The organism is Escherichia sp. MOD1-EC4550 (assembly GCF_963876935.1).
Lineage (GTDB): Bacteria > Pseudomonadota > Gammaproteobacteria > Enterobacterales > Enterobacteriaceae > Escherichia > Escherichia coli_F.
The window spans coordinates 809,258-824,342 of record NZ_CAWNSE010000012.1 but is presented as its reverse complement, the minus strand read 5'-3'; the positions used below and the strand labels follow the sequence as shown (position 1 = coordinate 824,342).

General features: G+C 48.3%; 18 protein-coding genes. 15 read left to right on the top strand and 3 right to left on the bottom strand.

Annotated features, from left to right (window positions below; all coding sequences use genetic code 11):
* The first annotated feature begins 214 nt into the window (after window positions 1-214).
* Window positions 215-1,435 (top strand): peptide antibiotic transporter SbmA, encoded by a 1,221-nt coding sequence (sbmA, locus tag AACU19_RS11160; protein WP_001353414.1) that lies wholly within the window; start codon window positions 215-217, stop codon window positions 1,433-1,435.
* Between the two features lie 12 nt (window positions 1,436-1,447).
* The gene (yaiW, locus tag AACU19_RS11155) at window positions 1,448-2,542 is read left to right on the top strand and encodes a surface-exposed outer membrane lipoprotein YaiW (RefSeq protein ID WP_000092052.1); all 1,095 of its coding nucleotides are present in this window, start codon (window positions 1,448-1,450) and stop codon (window positions 2,540-2,542) included.
* A 57-nt stretch (window positions 2,543-2,599) separates the two neighbouring features.
* Here the strand turns inward: yaiW and AACU19_RS11150 are convergent, their stop codons facing one another.
* Window positions 2,600-2,908: a YaiY family protein gene (locus AACU19_RS11150; protein ID WP_000763146.1), complete on the bottom strand. Its 309-nt coding sequence runs from the start codon at window positions 2,906-2,908 to the stop codon at window positions 2,600-2,602.
* A 259-nt stretch (window positions 2,909-3,167) separates the two neighbouring features.
* On the opposite strand from AACU19_RS11150, the gene AACU19_RS11145 reads away from it, so the two are divergent.
* The gene (locus tag AACU19_RS11145; protein WP_000056900.1) at window positions 3,168-3,380 is read left to right on the top strand and encodes a DUF2754 domain-containing protein; all 213 of its coding nucleotides are present in this window, start codon (window positions 3,168-3,170) and stop codon (window positions 3,378-3,380) included.
* A gap of 182 nt (window positions 3,381-3,562) precedes the next feature.
* On the opposite strand, the gene ddlA is transcribed toward AACU19_RS11145, so the two are convergent.
* Entirely contained in the window at window positions 3,563-4,657 is a 1,095-nt protein-coding gene (gene ddlA / locus AACU19_RS11140) for a D-alanine--D-alanine ligase (RefSeq protein ID WP_000413662.1), read from the bottom strand.
* Window positions 4,658-4,734: 77 nt separating this feature from the next.
* Here ddlA and AACU19_RS11135 point away from each other — a divergent pair, with 77 nt between their 5' ends.
* The 5 genes from AACU19_RS11135 (at window position 4,735) to adrA (ending at window position 8,552) form a co-directional block, all read left to right on the top strand.
* Window positions 4,735-4,938 (top strand): hypothetical protein, encoded by a 204-nt coding sequence (locus tag AACU19_RS11135; protein ID WP_001353412.1) that lies wholly within the window; start codon window positions 4,735-4,737, stop codon window positions 4,936-4,938.
* Window positions 4,939-5,119: 181 nt separating this feature from the next.
* A complete protein-coding gene (iraP, locus tag AACU19_RS11130; protein WP_000792970.1) occupies window positions 5,120-5,380 on the top strand; it encodes an anti-adapter protein IraP in 261 nt (86 codons plus the stop codon).
* A gap of 100 nt (window positions 5,381-5,480) precedes the next feature.
* Window positions 5,481-6,896 (top strand): alkaline phosphatase, encoded by a 1,416-nt coding sequence (phoA, locus tag AACU19_RS11125; RefSeq protein WP_001355162.1) that lies wholly within the window; start codon window positions 5,481-5,483, stop codon window positions 6,894-6,896.
* Between the two features lie 118 nt (window positions 6,897-7,014).
* On the top strand, window positions 7,015-7,335 hold the full coding sequence (psiF, locus tag AACU19_RS11120; RefSeq protein WP_001295332.1) for a phosphate starvation-inducible protein PsiF: 321 nt from the start codon (window positions 7,015-7,017) through the stop codon (window positions 7,333-7,335).
* A 101-nt stretch (window positions 7,336-7,436) separates the two neighbouring features.
* Window positions 7,437-8,552 (top strand): diguanylate cyclase AdrA, encoded by a 1,116-nt coding sequence (adrA, locus tag AACU19_RS11115; RefSeq protein WP_000484052.1) that lies wholly within the window; start codon window positions 7,437-7,439, stop codon window positions 8,550-8,552.
* 16 nt (window positions 8,553-8,568) lie between these two features.
* Here the strand turns inward: adrA and proC are convergent, their stop codons facing one another.
* Window positions 8,569-9,378 (bottom strand): pyrroline-5-carboxylate reductase, encoded by an 810-nt coding sequence (gene proC, locus AACU19_RS11110; RefSeq protein ID WP_001295331.1) that lies wholly within the window; start codon window positions 9,376-9,378, stop codon window positions 8,569-8,571.
* A gap of 119 nt (window positions 9,379-9,497) precedes the next feature.
* Between proC and AACU19_RS11105 the strand changes: the two genes are divergently transcribed.
* The 7 genes from AACU19_RS11105 to AACU19_RS11075 all read left to right on the top strand — a co-directional run bounded on the left by AACU19_RS11105 (window position 9,498) and on the right by AACU19_RS11075 (window position 15,070).
* Window positions 9,498-9,956, top strand: a complete 459-nt coding sequence (locus AACU19_RS11105; protein ID WP_000158159.1) for a YaiI/YqxD family protein — start codon at window positions 9,498-9,500, stop codon at window positions 9,954-9,956.
* 182 nt (window positions 9,957-10,138) lie between these two features.
* The gene (aroL, locus tag AACU19_RS11100; RefSeq protein ID WP_105278240.1) at window positions 10,139-10,663 is read left to right on the top strand and encodes a shikimate kinase AroL; all 525 of its coding nucleotides are present in this window, start codon (window positions 10,139-10,141) and stop codon (window positions 10,661-10,663) included.
* A 49-nt stretch (window positions 10,664-10,712) separates the two neighbouring features.
* Window positions 10,713-10,904, top strand: a complete 192-nt coding sequence (gene yaiA / locus AACU19_RS11095) for a protein YaiA (RefSeq protein ID WP_001142439.1) — start codon at window positions 10,713-10,715, stop codon at window positions 10,902-10,904.
* A gap of 257 nt (window positions 10,905-11,161) precedes the next feature.
* On the top strand, window positions 11,162-11,839 hold the full coding sequence (locus AACU19_RS11090) for an AroM family protein (protein WP_105278239.1): 678 nt from the start codon (window positions 11,162-11,164) through the stop codon (window positions 11,837-11,839).
* Between the two features lie 71 nt (window positions 11,840-11,910).
* Window positions 11,911-12,195, top strand: a complete 285-nt coding sequence (gene ppnP / locus AACU19_RS11085) for a pyrimidine/purine nucleoside phosphorylase (RefSeq protein WP_000941940.1) — start codon at window positions 11,911-11,913, stop codon at window positions 12,193-12,195.
* Window positions 12,196-12,338: 143 nt separating this feature from the next.
* A complete protein-coding gene (locus AACU19_RS11080; RefSeq protein ID WP_123057626.1) occupies window positions 12,339-14,618 on the top strand; it encodes a DUF2773 domain-containing protein in 2,280 nt (759 codons plus the stop codon).
* Entirely contained in the window at window positions 14,615-15,070 is a 456-nt protein-coding gene (locus tag AACU19_RS11075; protein WP_000194192.1) for an SF0329 family protein, read from the top strand. Before AACU19_RS11080 ends, AACU19_RS11075 begins: the two co-directional genes overlap by 4 nt.
* Window positions 15,071-15,085: the final 15 nt, after the last annotated feature.

Sequence of the window (15,085 nt, the reverse complement as noted above, 5' to 3'; positions counted from 1 at the left end):
ATGCCTGCATTTGTGATCCTGCGCGTGTTAATCCGCTAATGTAAATAATCTTTGGTTTGTGAAATCCGTCGAAACAATTCTTATGGTCAGGCTGGCGAACTATGCGCCTTGCTATGGGTCACAATGGGCGGTTTCATTTGGCTGATTCTATGTAGCGGTCATGCGGTTAATACACAGCAGTTGTTAAAACGATAAGAAGTTAGCAGGAGTGCATATGTTTAAGTCTTTTTTCCCAAAGCCGGGAACGTTTTTTCTCTCGGCCTTTGTTTGGGCATTGATTGCCGTTATCTTCTGGCAAGCCGGTGGGGGGGACTGGGTGGCTCGCATCACCGGAGCTTCCGGGCAGATCCCAATTAGCGCCGCGCGTTTCTGGTCGTTAGATTTCCTGATTTTTTACGCTTACTACATTGTTTGCGTAGGGCTTTTTGCACTGTTCTGGTTTATTTATAGCCCGCATCGTTGGCAATACTGGTCAATACTCGGTACTGCGTTGATAATCTTCGTCACCTGGTTTTTGGTGGAAGTTGGAGTTGCCGTCAACGCCTGGTATGCGCCGTTTTATGATCTGATTCAAACTGCGCTAAGTTCGCCGCATAAAGTCACTATCGAACAATTTTACCGCGAAGTGGGCGTCTTTCTGGGGATTGCGCTGATCGCGGTGGTGATCAGTGTGCTGAACAACTTCTTTGTCAGTCACTACGTGTTCCGCTGGCGTACGGCGATGAACGAATATTACATGGCGAACTGGCAACAACTGCGTCATATCGAAGGTGCCGCCCAGCGTGTGCAGGAAGACACCATGCGTTTTGCTTCAACGCTTGAGAATATGGGCGTCAGTTTTATCAACGCTATCATGACGTTGATCGCCTTCCTGCCGGTACTGGTAACGCTCTCTGCGCATGTGCCGGAGCTGCCGATTGTCGGGCATATTCCGTATGGTCTGGTGATTGCTGCTATCGTATGGTCGTTGATGGGGACCGGATTGCTGGCAGTGGTAGGGATCAAACTGCCGGGACTGGAGTTTAAAAATCAGCGTGTAGAGGCTGCCTACCGTAAAGAGTTGGTTTATGGTGAAGACGATGCATCGCGCGCGACGCCGCCTACGGTACGCGAGCTGTTTAGCGCCGTGCGGAAAAACTATTTCCGCCTCTATTTTCACTATATGTATTTCAACATCGCCCGCATTCTCTATTTGCAGGTCGATAACGTTTTCGGTTTGTTCTTGCTGTTTCCGTCGATTGTTGCCGGTACGATTACGCTCGGCCTGATGACGCAGATTACCAACGTTTTTGGTCAGGTTCGCGGTGCTTTTCAGTACCTGATTAACTCATGGACCACGCTGGTTGAGTTGATGTCTATCTACAAACGTCTGCGCAGCTTTGAACATGAGCTGGATGGTGACAAAATTCAGGAAGTAACCCATACCTTGAGTTAAAAAGGAGAAGTAATGTCGCGCGTCAATCATCTATCTTCGCTTTCGTTGTTGGCGGTTCTGGTTTTAGCAGGGTGTAGTAGTCAGGCTCCGCAACCGTTGAAAAAGGGCGAAAAAGCGATAGATGTGGCGAGCGTCGTGCGGCAGAAGATGCCCGCGAGCGTGAAAGACCGCGATGCCTGGGCGAAAGATCTCGCCACCACGTTTGAAAGTCAGGGGCTGGCACCGACGCTGGAAAATGTCTGCTCGGTGCTGGCGGTGGCGCAGCAGGAGTCAAATTATCAGGCAGATCCGCCCGTTCCGGGCTTAAGCAAGATAGCATGGCAAGAGATTGACCGTCGTGCCGAACGGATGCACATCCCTGCTTTTCTGGTTCATACCGCGCTAAAAATCAAATCGCCAAACGGTAAAAGTTATAGTGAGCGGTTAGATTCTGTGCGTACAGAAAAGCAATTAAGCGCGATTTTTGACGATTTGATCAGCATGGTGCCAATGGGGCAGACGCTGTTTGGTTCGCTTAATCCGGTACGTACCGGTGGACCGATGCAGGTCAGCATTGCGTTTGCCGAACAGCATACCAAAGGGTATCCGTGGAAAATGGACGGTACAGTCCGTCAGGAAGTCTTCAGTCGCCGCGGCGGATTGTGGTTCGGTACTTACCATTTACTGAATTATCCCGCCAGTTATAGCGCGCCGATATACCGTTTTGCCGATTTTAACGCTGGCTGGTACGCCAGCCGTAATGCCGCTTTTCAGAACGCGGTCAGTAAGGCCACTGGCATAAAGCTGGCGCTGGACGGTGATTTAATTCGTTACGACAGTAAAGAACCTGGGAAAACAGAGCTGGCAACGCGCAAACTGGCAGGCAAACTGGGGATGAGCGACAGCGAAATTCGCCGTCAGTTAGAGAAAGGGGACAGCTTCTCTTTTGAGGAGACGGCGCTGTACAAGAAAGTTTATCAACTTGCCGAAGCGAAAACGGGTAGATCACTACCCCGCGAAATGTTGCCCGGCATCCAACTGGAAAGCCCGAAAATTACCCGCAATCTGACTACGGCCTGGTTTGCGAAGCGCGTAGACGAACGGCGGGCGCGTTGTATGAAACAGTAAGCAAAAGGCAACGCCAGGCCAGATAAGGCATTTTAGGCCGCATCTGGCAACCTACTCTTACTGGCGGCGATGTCGCCAGTGCAGCCATAGCGCCACCACTGCAAAAATGAAGCAGCCAATTAAAAATGGGATCAGCCCGAAAATGGTACCGACACCTAAACCAATTTCCACCCGTGGGCGGCCTGTTTCCTGAGCCTGCATTAAACGCTCATAGACGCCGGGCGCATGCACTAACAGGTTCAGCAATTGCGCCCCAGCCCAAAAGCAAAACAGCACAAACAACGCATAGGCAATGTTGCCAGGCGTAGAAGAGGCATTGCGATATTTTCCGCTAAACAGCGATTTTGACAGGGTGAAATCAGCCATAAAAACCTCCGGAAGTCATCTGCTTCTCTTCTGGTGTCATACCAGCGGCTTATGGCAAGTCTGACAGGTCATTAAGATTGTCAATATCAGAATCATGGTAAATTGATGTTGGGAATATTCCCGAAGCGGGAATATTTGTCACGAGTCACAAAACGGTAACTTTAAGTTAAATTTTTTAACGATACGGGAAATGCTGTCTACCCCACAGACGTAAGTTATCGATTATGCGAAGATGTTATTTTTCGTTAACGGAGCTGCCATGAGTCTGCCTGTAAAAATTCGCCGTGACTGGCACTACTATGCGTTCGCCATTGGCCTGATATTCATTCTTAATGGCGTGGTGGGGTTACTGGGATTTGAAGCAAAAGGTTGGCAGACCTATGCCGTTGGTCTGGTGACGTGGGTGATTAGTTTCTGGCTCGCGGGGCTGATTATTCGTCGTCGCGATGAAGAAACTGAAAACGCCCAATAACAGAGGATTGGGCGTTCTGGGGGCTGACAAAGTGCTCGTTGTTTTTGCCGGATGCGGCGCGAACGCCTTATCCTGCCTACAAAATCAGTATATTGCAATTATCTTGTAGGCCTGATAAGCAAAGCGCATCAGGCAATCTTACAGTCTTAAATGCCCAATAACAGTTATTGGGCATTTAAAAATTACATTGTGGTTTTCAATGCGTTATCCGCAGCGTGACGCTCCAGCGCCAACTCGATCAGACGTGTGATCAGGTCGGTGTAACCCAAACCGCTGGCTTGCCACAGCTTCGGATACATACTGATGTTGGTGAAGCCTGGCAGTGTGTTGATCTCGTTGATTACCACTTCGTTCTCTGGGGTTAAAAACACGTCTACACGCGCCATGCCTGCGCAACCCAACGTTTGATAAGCCTGAACGGCAATTGCCCGGATCTTATCGTTAATTTCAGGCGTAATGGCTGCTGGAACCACCACTTTCGCGCCATCTTCGTCAATGTACTTGGTGTCGTAGGCATAGAAATCGCTGGTTAGTACGATCTCGCCACAGGTACTGGCTTGCGGATTGTCGTTGCCCAGAACCGCGCATTCGATCTCACGACCTTTGATCCCTTGCTCAACGATCACTTTATGATCGAACTCGAACGCCAGATCGACGGCAATTGCGTACTCTTCTTCACTGGTTACTTTGCTGACACCAACAGAAGAGCCTTGGTTAGCGGGTTTTACAAACAGCGGTAACCCCAGTTTTGACTTCACTTCGGCAAAACTGATGTTTTGACGATTGGTGCGTGTCAGGGTAATAAATGGCGCAATGTTCAGCCCGGCATCGCGTAGCAGACGTTTGGTGACATCTTTATCCATACAGGCTGCTGACGCCAGAACATCAGAACCCACAAACGGTAAATTGGCGACCCGCAGCATTCCCTGCAAGGAACCATCTTCGCCTAGCGTACCGTGAACAATCGGGAAAATGACATCCACCGTCGGCAATGGCTGACCGTTTTGCGCGTCGATAAGCTGATGCTCATGTTTACCAGGCACCTGCGCAAGACTGGTCGCCGAAGGGCGCAACGCAATATGGGCAGGATCGTCTGCATTTAGCAGATAATTGTTGGCATCGCTGACGTGCCATTGCCCTTGTTTATCAATGCCCAGCAGCACAACGTCGAAGCGACTTTTATCAATGGCATCGACAATGTTTTTTGCCGATTGCAAAGACACTTCATGTTCCGCTGATTTACCACCAAAAACGATTCCTACCCGCAGTTTTTCCATCTTGAAAACCTATCCCGTCTAACACAAAGTGCATACATTACCACGACAAAACGGGGGATTCGCGGCCTTCTGACAGAATGTTGCAATCTTCTACTGACAAAGTGTGCAACGTACTGGTGAAGAAAGTGCGTTATCTCAAAGATGTGCGCAAGATCACAAAAATGATGAACGGGAAGCTAATTTATTCCTGGTTTAAATGGCCATGCAGTGAGTTTTTTTCTCTTAATTATAAGTTGGCAAAGAGAATATATTTCATAACTTTTACTTATAATAAAGGTTGATAATTAAAAACCTATACTTTGTATGGTTACTTATTTAAATAAGAGAAACGTTTCGCTGATAAATATGGAAAAAATATTTGCGCAAAGTATTTCATTCGTCATAAAAATACTACCTCCAGACACTATGAAGTTGTGAAGCATAATGTTAACTTCTCCATACTTTGGATAAGGAAATACAGACATGAAAAATCTCATTGCTGAGTTGTTATTTAAGCTTGCCCAAAAAGAAGAAGAGTCGAAAGAACTGTGCGCGCAGGTAGAAGCACTGGAGATTATCGTCACTGCAATGCTTCGTAATATGGCGCAAAATGACCAACAGCGGTTGATTGATCAGGTAGAGGGGGCACTTTACGAGGTAAAGCCCGATGCCAGCATTCCTGACGACGATACGGAGCTGCTGCGCGATTATGTAAAGAAGTTATTGAAGCATCCTCGTCAGTAAAAAGGTAATCTTTTCAACAGCTGTCATAAAGCTGTCACGGCTGAGACTTATAGTCGCTTTGTTTTTATTTTTTAATGTATTTGTACATGGAGAAAATAAAGTGAAACAAAGCACTATTGCACTGGCACTCTTACCGTTACTGTTTACCCCTGTGACAAAAGCCCGGACACCAGAAATGCCTATTCTGGAAAACCGGGCTGCTCAGGGCGATATTACTGCACCCGGCGGTGCTCGCCGCTTAACGGGTGATCAGAGCGCCGCTCTGCGTGATTCTCTTAGCGATAAGCCTGCAAAAAATATTATTTTGCTGATTGGCGATGGGATGGGGGATTCGGAAATTACTGCCGCACGTAATTATGCCGAAGGTGCGGGCGGCTTTTTTAAAGGTATTGATGCCTTACCGCTTACCGGGCAATACACTCACTATGCGCTGAATAAAAAAACCGGCAAACCGGACTACGTTACCGACTCGGCTGCATCAGCAACTGCCTGGTCAACCGGTGTCAAAACCTATAATGGCGCATTGGGTGTCGATATTCATGAAAAAGATCACCCAACGATTCTGGAAATGGCAAAAGCCGCAGGGCTGGCGACCGGTAACGTTTCTACCGCAGAGTTGCAGGATGCCACTCCCGCCGCGTTGGTGGCGCATGTGACTTCGCGCAAATGCTACGGTCCGAGCGCGACCAGTGAAAAATGTCCGGGTAACGCGCTGGAAAAAGGCGGAAAAGGATCGATTACCGAACAGCTGCTTAACGCCCGTGCCGATGTTACGCTTGGCGGCGGCGCAAAAACCTTTGCGGAAACGGCAACCGCTGGTGAATGGCAGGGAAAAACGCTGCGTGAACAGGCGCAGGTGCGTGGTTATCAGTTAGTGAACGATGCTGCCTCGCTGAACGCGGTGACGGAAGCGAACCAGCAAAAACCCCTGCTTGGCCTGTTTGCTGACGGCAATATGCCAGTGCGCTGGCAAGGACCAAAAGCAACGTACCACGGCAATATCGACAAGCCCGCAGTTACCTGTACGCCTAATCCGCAACGTAATGACAGCGTACCGACCCTGGCGCAGATGACTGATAAAGCCATTGAATTGTTGAGTAAAAATGAGAAAGGCTTTTTCCTGCAAGTTGAAGGTGCATCAATCGATAAACAGGATCACGCGGCGAATCCTTGTGGGCAAATTGGCGAGACGGTCGATCTCGACGAAGCCGTACAACGGGCGCTGGAATTCGCTAAAAAGGATGGCAACACGCTGGTCATAGTCACCGCTGATCACGCCCACGCCAGCCAGATTGTCGCGCCGGACACCAAAGCGCCGGGCCTCACCCAGGCGCTAAATACCAAAGATGGCGCAGTGATGGTGATGAGTTACGGGAACTCCGAAGAGGATTCACAAGAACATACCGGTAGTCAGCTGCGTATTGCGGCGTATGGCCCACATGCCGCCAATGTCGTTGGACTGACCGACCAGACCGATCTCTTCTACACCATGAAAGCCGCCCTGGGGCTGAAATAAAACCGCGCCCGGCGGTGAATTTTCGCTGTCGGGTGGTTTTTTTGCTGTTAGCAACCAGACTTAATGGCAGATCACGGGCGCAAACGCTCATGGTTAAAACATGAAGAGGGATGGTGCTATGAAAATAACATTACTGGTTACCTTGCTTTTCGGACTGGTTTTTTTAACCACCGTCGGCGCTGCCGAGAGAACCTTAACCCCGCAACAACAGCGTATGACCTCCTGTAATCAGCAGGCGACGGCGCAGGCGTTGAAAGGGGATGCTCGTAAGACCTACATGAGTGATTGCCTGAAGAACAGCAAGTCTGCGCCAGGTGAAAAAAGTTTGACGCCACAGCAGCAAAAGATGCGCGAATGTAATAATCAAGCAACGCAACAATCTCTGAAAGGTGATGATCGTAATAAGTTTATGAGCGCCTGCCTCAAGAAAGCCGCCTGATACCTGATAGTGCTAACGGGTGAGCTACGAAAATGGCTCACCCGAAATTTCATACTTCTGCCTTTAGCCCCGTCTCTATAATTTGGGAAAATTGTTTCTGAATGTTCCCAAAAATAATGAATGATGAAAACTTTTTCAAAAAAGCGGCGGCGCATGGGGAGGAACCTCCTTTAACTCCTCAAAACGAACATCAGCGGTCCGGGCTGCGCTTCGCCCGTCGCGTCAGACTACCCCGCGCGGTTGGCCTGGCTGGCATGTTCTTACCGATTGCTTCAACGCTGGTTTCGCACCCGCCGCCGGGCTGGTGGTGGCTGGTGTTGGTCGGCTGGGCGTTCGTCTGGCCGCATTTAGCCTGGCAGATTGCGAGTAGGGCTGTCGATCCGCTTAGCCGGGAAATTTATAACTTAAAAACCGATGCAGTATTAGCGGGAATGTGGGTAGGCGTAATGGGCGTAAACGTGCTGCCTTCCACCGCGATGTTGATGATTATGTGTCTGAATTTGATGGGGGCAGGCGGCCCCCGTCTGTTTGTCGCGGGTCTGGTGTTGATGGTGGTTTCCTGCCTTGTCACCCTCGAATTGACGGGCATCACCGTGTCGTTCAATAGTGCGCCGCTGGAATGGTGGCTCTCCCTTCCCATTATCGTCATTTATCCTATGCTGTTTGGCTGGGTCAGCTACCAGACGGCAACCAAACTGGCGGAACATAAACGCAGGTTGCAGGTCATGAGTACCCGCGACGGTATGACGGGCGTGTATAACCGACGTCATTGGGAAACGATGTTACGCAATGAATTTGATAACTGTCGGCGGCATAACCGCGATGCGACGTTACTGATTATCGATATCGACCATTTCAAGAGCATCAACGATACCTGGGGCCATGATGTGGGCGATGAAGCCATTGTGGCGCTTACCCGACAGTTACAAATAACCCTGCGCGGTAGCGATGTGATTGGTCGGTTTGGTGGCGATGAGTTTGCGGTGATCATGTCCGGTACGCCAGCTGAGAGCGCCATTACCGCCATGTTACGGGTACATGAAGGGCTAAATACGTTACGTTTGCCGAATACACCGCAGGTGATGTTACGGATTAGTGTGGGTGTCGCACCGCTGAATCCACAAATGAGTCACTATCGGGAGTGGTTGAAATCGGCAGATTTGGCGCTCTACAAAGCAAAGAAAGCCGGACGTAACCGCACCGAAGTGGCGGCCTGACGTCCGGCGAAAGTCATCAGGATTTGCTGAGTTTTTCTGATTTTTCCATACACTTCGTCATCGCTTCGATCACTGCGGCACGGAAGCCTTTCTCTTCCAGTACGCGTACCGCCTCAATGGTGGTGCCTCCCGGTGAGCAGACCATATCTTTCAGTGCCCCCGGATGTTCTCCCGTTTCCAGCACCATTTTTGCGGAACCCATTACCGCCTGAGCGGCAAATTTATACGCCTGGGCGCGTGGCATCCCGCCCAGCACGGCGGCGTCGGCCATCGCTTCGATAAACATAAAGACGTAGGCTGGCGAAGAACCGCTCACACCGACCACCGGGTGGATCATCGGCTCGGCAATTACTTCCGCTTCGCCAAAGCAGCGGAAAATATTCAGCACATCAGCGGTATCTTCTGGGGTTACCAGCGCGTTTGGCGTTACGGAGGTCATCCCGGCATTAACCAGTGCGGGAGTGTTCGGCATGGCGCGGATAATTTTCCGGTCATGGCCCAGCGCGCGGGCAAGCTGGTCGAGCGTGACACCTGCTGCAATAGAAACGACCAGAGAGTCTTTATTCAGGCTGGAGGTGATTTCGCTAAGCACTTTAATCATGATGCCTGGTTTAACGGCGGCAAAAATGATGTCGGCGATTTGCGCCACTTCTTGCGCCGATTCTGCGGCGTTGATGCCGAACTGGTCATGCAGGGCGGCGACTTTATCCGGGGAGGGGGTATATACCCAGATTTGCCCTGGAAGCACCTGACCGCTGGCAATCAGACCGCCGAGAATGGCTTTTCCCATATTGCCGCAGCCAATAAAACCGATTTTCTTTTCCATTGCCTCACTCCTGCCGTGAAATTCATTGTTTTGATAATCGCTGGCAGAAGCATAAACAGAACTATGCCGGAAGGCAAAAGCGCGACACAATAGAGAATTACCCAACAAAGGATGACTTTATGACAATTTGGGTGGATGCCGACGCGTGTCCCAATGTAATTAAAGAGATTTTGTATCGCGCGGCTGAACGTATGCAGATGCCGCTGGTACTGGTAGCAAACCAGAGTTTACGCGTACCGCCTTCGCGATTTATTCGAACGCTGCGCGTCGCGGCAGGTTTCGACGTTGCCGATAACGAAATTGTCCGGCAGTGTGAAGCTGGCGATTTGGTGATCACCGCAGATATTCCTTTGGCTGCTGAAGCCATCGAGAAAGGCGCTGCGGCGCTTAATCCACGCGGCGAACGTTACACACCAGCGACCATTCGTGAGCGCCTGACGATGCGTGATTTTATGGATACCTTACGCGCCAGTGGGATCCAGACCGGGGGACCAGATAGCCTTTCACAACGTGACCGCCAGGCCTTTGCCGCGGAGCTGGAGAAGTGGTGGCTGGAAGTGCAACGTAGTCGTGGCTGAATGTAATTTATTATTTACACTTCATTCTTGAAAATTTATTGGTATAGTAAGGGATGTATTAAAATTTTCACTTTAAGTGGAATTTTTTCTTTACAATCGAAATTGTACTAGTTTGATGGTATGATCGCTATTCTCATGACACCGGCTTTCGCCGCATTGCGACCTATTGGGGAAAACCCACGATGACACAACCTCTTTTTCTGATCGGGCCTCGGGGCTGTGGTAAAACAACGGTCGGAATGGCCCTTGCCGATTCGCTTAACCGTCGATTTGTCGATACCGACCAGTGGTTGCAATCACAGCTCAATATGACGGTCGCGGAGATCGTCGAAAGGGAAGAGTGGGCGGGATTCCGCGCCAGAGAAACGGCGGCGTTGGAAGCGGTAACTGCGCCATCCACCGTTATCGCCACGGGCGGCGGCATTATCCTGACGGAATTTAATCGTCACTTTATGCAAAATAACGGGATCGTGGTTTATTTGTGTGCGCCAGTATCAGTCCTGGTTAACCGACTGCAAGCTGCACCGGAAGAAGATTTACGGCCAACCTTAACGGGGAAACCGCTGAGCGAAGAAGTTCAGGAAGTGCTGGAAGAACGCGATGCGCTATATCGCGAAGTTGCGCATATTATCATCGACGCAACAAACGAACCCAGCCAGGTGATTTCTGAAATTCGCAGCGTCCTGGCACAGACGATCAATTGTTGATTTTCGAGCGCCTATACTTAACGTTCATCCCGTGAAATAAGGAAGAACGATGCCAACGAAACCGCCTTATCCTCGTGAAGCATATATAGTGACGATTGAAAAAGGAAAGCCAGGACAGACGGTAACCTGGTACCAACTCAGAGCCGATCATCCTAAACCAGACTCGTTGATCAGTGAACATCCGACCGCTCAGGAAGCGATGGATGCGAAAAAACGCTATGAGGACCCTGACAAAGAGTGACCGCATCAGACTGCTCGGAAGGGATTCTGAGTGCCACCACAAGGGATCTGCGTCACATTTTTCACAATTCATGTTTTTCAAATAATTAGAATATTAAACAATAACAATCCATTACTGGAATCATTTGGAATCTTTACATTATGCCGTGCAGGTCTGCTGCTACGCTTTTTGTCATTTGTAGCACAGGTAAGTGTCGGCAGTGGTGCTTAGCGCTTGCCCGGTAATTAACGACGAAATAAAAGTAAGGTGGAAGAACAATGAGTGCGTCGTTGGCGATCCTGACCATCGGCATTGTACCTATGCAGGAAGTTTTGCCGCTCCTGACAGAATACATTGACGAAGATAATATTTCCCATCATAGCCTGCTGGGGAAGTTAAGCCGCGAAGAAGTGATGGCGGAGTACGCGCCAGAAGCAGGCGAAGACACAATTCTCACATTATTAAATGACAACCAGCTGGCCCATGTTTCGCGTCGCAAAGTGGAGCGAGACCTGCAAGGTGTGGTTGAAGTGCTCGATAATCAGGGTTACGACGTCATTATATTAATGAGTACGGCAAACATTAGGAGTATGACCGCGCGTAATACGATCTTTCTTGAGCCGTCGCGAATATTGCCACCGCTGGTTTCATCTATTGTTGAAGATCATCAGGTGGGGGTTATCGTTCCGGTTGAGGAGATGCTGCCCGTTCAGGCGCAAAAATGGCAAATTTTGCAGAAACCGCCAGTATTTTCATTGGGTAACCCCATTCATGATTCAGAACAAAAAATCATTGATGCCGGGAAAGAATTACTGGCAAAAGGCGCAGATGTCATCATGCTGGATTGTTTAGGATTTCACCAACGTCATCGCGATTTACTGCAAAAACAGCTCGATGTTCCTGTCTTGCTCTCTAACGTATTGATTGCACGGCTAGCTGCGGAATTACTGGTGTAATTTTGCGTGACAGCCAGCGCCTCTGGCCCCTATAGTGAAGTAGATGTTCAACTACCAGACAGGGCCAGTTTATGCTTCAAAGTAATGAGTACTTTTCCGGCAAAGTGAAATCGATCGGCTTTTCCAGCAGTAGCACTGGCCGCGCCAGCGTAGGTGTTATGGTTGAAGGCGAATACACCTTCAGCACCGCTGAACCGGAAGAGATGACGGTAATCAGTGGCGCGCTGAATGTGTTACTGCCTGACGCGACCGACTGGCAAGTGTACGAAGCCGGTTCGGTATTTCATGTTCCCGGTCACAGTGAGTTTCATCTGCAAGTTGCCGAACCTACCTCTTATCTGTGCCGCTATCTGTAATTCCCCGCCTTCCCCTTGAACGGGAGGGCATTTTTCTGAAATGTCCTCTATTTAACCCATAATAATATTTCCTCTGCTGCGATTTTTTCGATTTCCGATATATTCATAATTCATCAAGGTTGATATAAATATCAGTGAAGATTATGAATAGAATTAATATATTGGTCATCTGTATGGTCGCAGTTTTTATGACTGGTAATGCATGCGCCACAGAGTGGATCAGTAGCGAGGACCTTATCACCCCTGACTTTCATCTTATGACGGCAGATGAGCGCAACGTGGTTAAAGCGGCAACCAACGATAGTATGGAAGCTGCTTATATGCTGAAAGATAATATCCGTTGGTATTATCACAATGGTGACCTATCATTACCCACTAACTTCAGCAATCAGCATAAACTGGTGGTGAACGGTAATTTAACGATTTCCGGCGATTATGATGATTATCTGTCAGGTAATGGTCATCTGATTGTACTAGGTAATGTTATTGTCGATAACTTTATTAATCATGATTTCGCGTATGTCAAAGGGCAGATGACAGCAAAAGGTTTAGTTTATGCTGATTATAATGATCACAACTTTGAAGTGATGAAAGGAATTAACGCGCGAGGCATTATTGTTTCCGATAAAGCAACGCAATTTGAGGTCATCAAAGCTGAGTTTTATATCAATGAAGATGAAAGCGGTGAAGAATATAACTGGGACGAGAATATTCAAAAAGCCTATTCACTGGTGACGCCTAATCTTTATGATCATAGTGAAATCGAAACCGATAATATTTCCAATGCGTATCCTGACTATGATAGCGTCGTAGACAATATCGTTCAGGGTTTACCTCTTTTTCGAGATAAAGCTGCTCCTGAAATTAATGAGAAATTAAAATGGATTGAAACGGGGAAACTCGATAATTTCCTTGCGGATAAAATAAAGCATGAAGATCCACTGGTGGCACGTTTTCTGACTCATATAGAAAGTTTGTCAACCGCCGTTATGCTGCAACTGTTACAGCACCCCGATGACCAGACGCGTGAATCAATGGCGCAGTCCTGGCCTGCTCAACACATGCATTTGCTTACCGATGAATTAATTAAAGATGAAGCTGTTGCCAGAGGACTGGTTAAAAACAGCAATATATCCGCCGAAGTGAATAAAAAATTAATGTCTGTACCCGTCGAGAGCGTACAGCTGGAGCAGGCCAGACAGGATAATCTTTCTCCTGATATTGTTGTATCGTTAAGTCAAAGCCCTTTTCTCAGTGTGCGCAAGACATTAATCAGCCATTACGATTACGCCTGGCTGGTTCCAACTGCAGTGGTTGATGAATTGATAAATAGCGAAGATCCGGAGTTACGCGAAAGAATTACCGGAACCGATTTAACCGCACAACAAGCGGTGTTGTTGAGTAAAGATAAATCGCTGAAAGTTCGTCAAGCATTAGCCCGGACGCTTACTGAACTAAAAATCACCCAACTGTCAGCGACCCTGAGGACAGAGGATGTTGAACGTATCGCAGAACAAATGTATCTGGATAATAAAGAAAATAAAAATATCGTGAAGGCGTTATTGGTCGCTTTGTCGGAGTCGCGTCAACTGACTTTGGCAAAAGAAGATGTGCACAATTTACGTGACGGCATGCGTTATCTGACCTCGAAGGAAGTGATTAGTTATCTACTGAATCAGCATGACATTCCCAGCATCTGGTATGAGCTGGCACGCGATAAATTGTTACCTCTGGAGTATAAGAAACAATTATGGCAACACACCTTAAAATTAATGATGAGTAAACGGCAAGAAGATCAAGAGCAAGCCTACGAAGTACAGCTGGCGCTGATTGATAATGGTATTATTGACGAAGAGATGCTTAATAATGCTATCGATTTACTGGTTTATTTACCTGCTGAATACCGCTATCGGATGCGAAACCAGTTATTTGATAATAAAGATTTACCCTCCGGAATTATCAACAAACTCGATCAACAGTATCGTTTTAACTCCGACTGGGCGTTGTCTGTTGTCAGTATGAAAAATAGCACCCGTAGACAAAGTGAAAGAGGATTACACCGCTGGAATCATGAGGAAAGCGATATTTTTGCGGAGCTGGATACGATAAAAGATAAATCAGATGATGAATGGTGGTGCGGATTGCTGAAAAGTCACAATGATCATTTGCGGCAGACGGCGTTGCGCAATGTACATACCCCAGCCTCTTTGTTAACGACATTGACTGAGTCACAGGATCGGGCGCTGGCTATTAATAATCCACAGTTGGCTGCCGATGTGAAAACGGCGTGGTTAAAAGAGGATCCATCATTAATCTTATTTGTCGATCAGCCCGATCTTTCGCAGTTACGTGATTTAGTGAAAACCGGGGCAACGCGGCAAATTCGCAGTGAAGCGCGTAACCGGCTTGAGGAAAAACAATGACACAACGCCCCTGGAGCAAGTTACAGAGGGAGATTTATGACTTACTGACGCCAACGATCAACCTGCAAATTCACTGTACCCGTTATCCCATGCGCAGCCAAAATGGTGGAAGCACCGATTTACCGCGTTATTGGATCACGTTGGATAAAGACGTGATCTGGGATTACCCAAAAGACTTTATGGCAGGCAATGGTGGAGTGCGTAATTTTCATGGTGAAACTTGCTGGTATCCTTATCTGACGGATATTTGTTCAATTTCTGATTTATTGCGTGAATATATTGATACCCCAAAAGCGGAGCTGTTAACGAAACAATTTACCAGCGATAAATGGGGGTTAGTGAATATTCTGCGTGCCGCTGACAGGCGAATAGGGATGAGACGGTTGGATCAGTTACGGCGTAAAACGCATAATATTGCTGCGCTAAAAATTATTGCCCGCCGTAGCGAATGATTATATGCCTGGTGT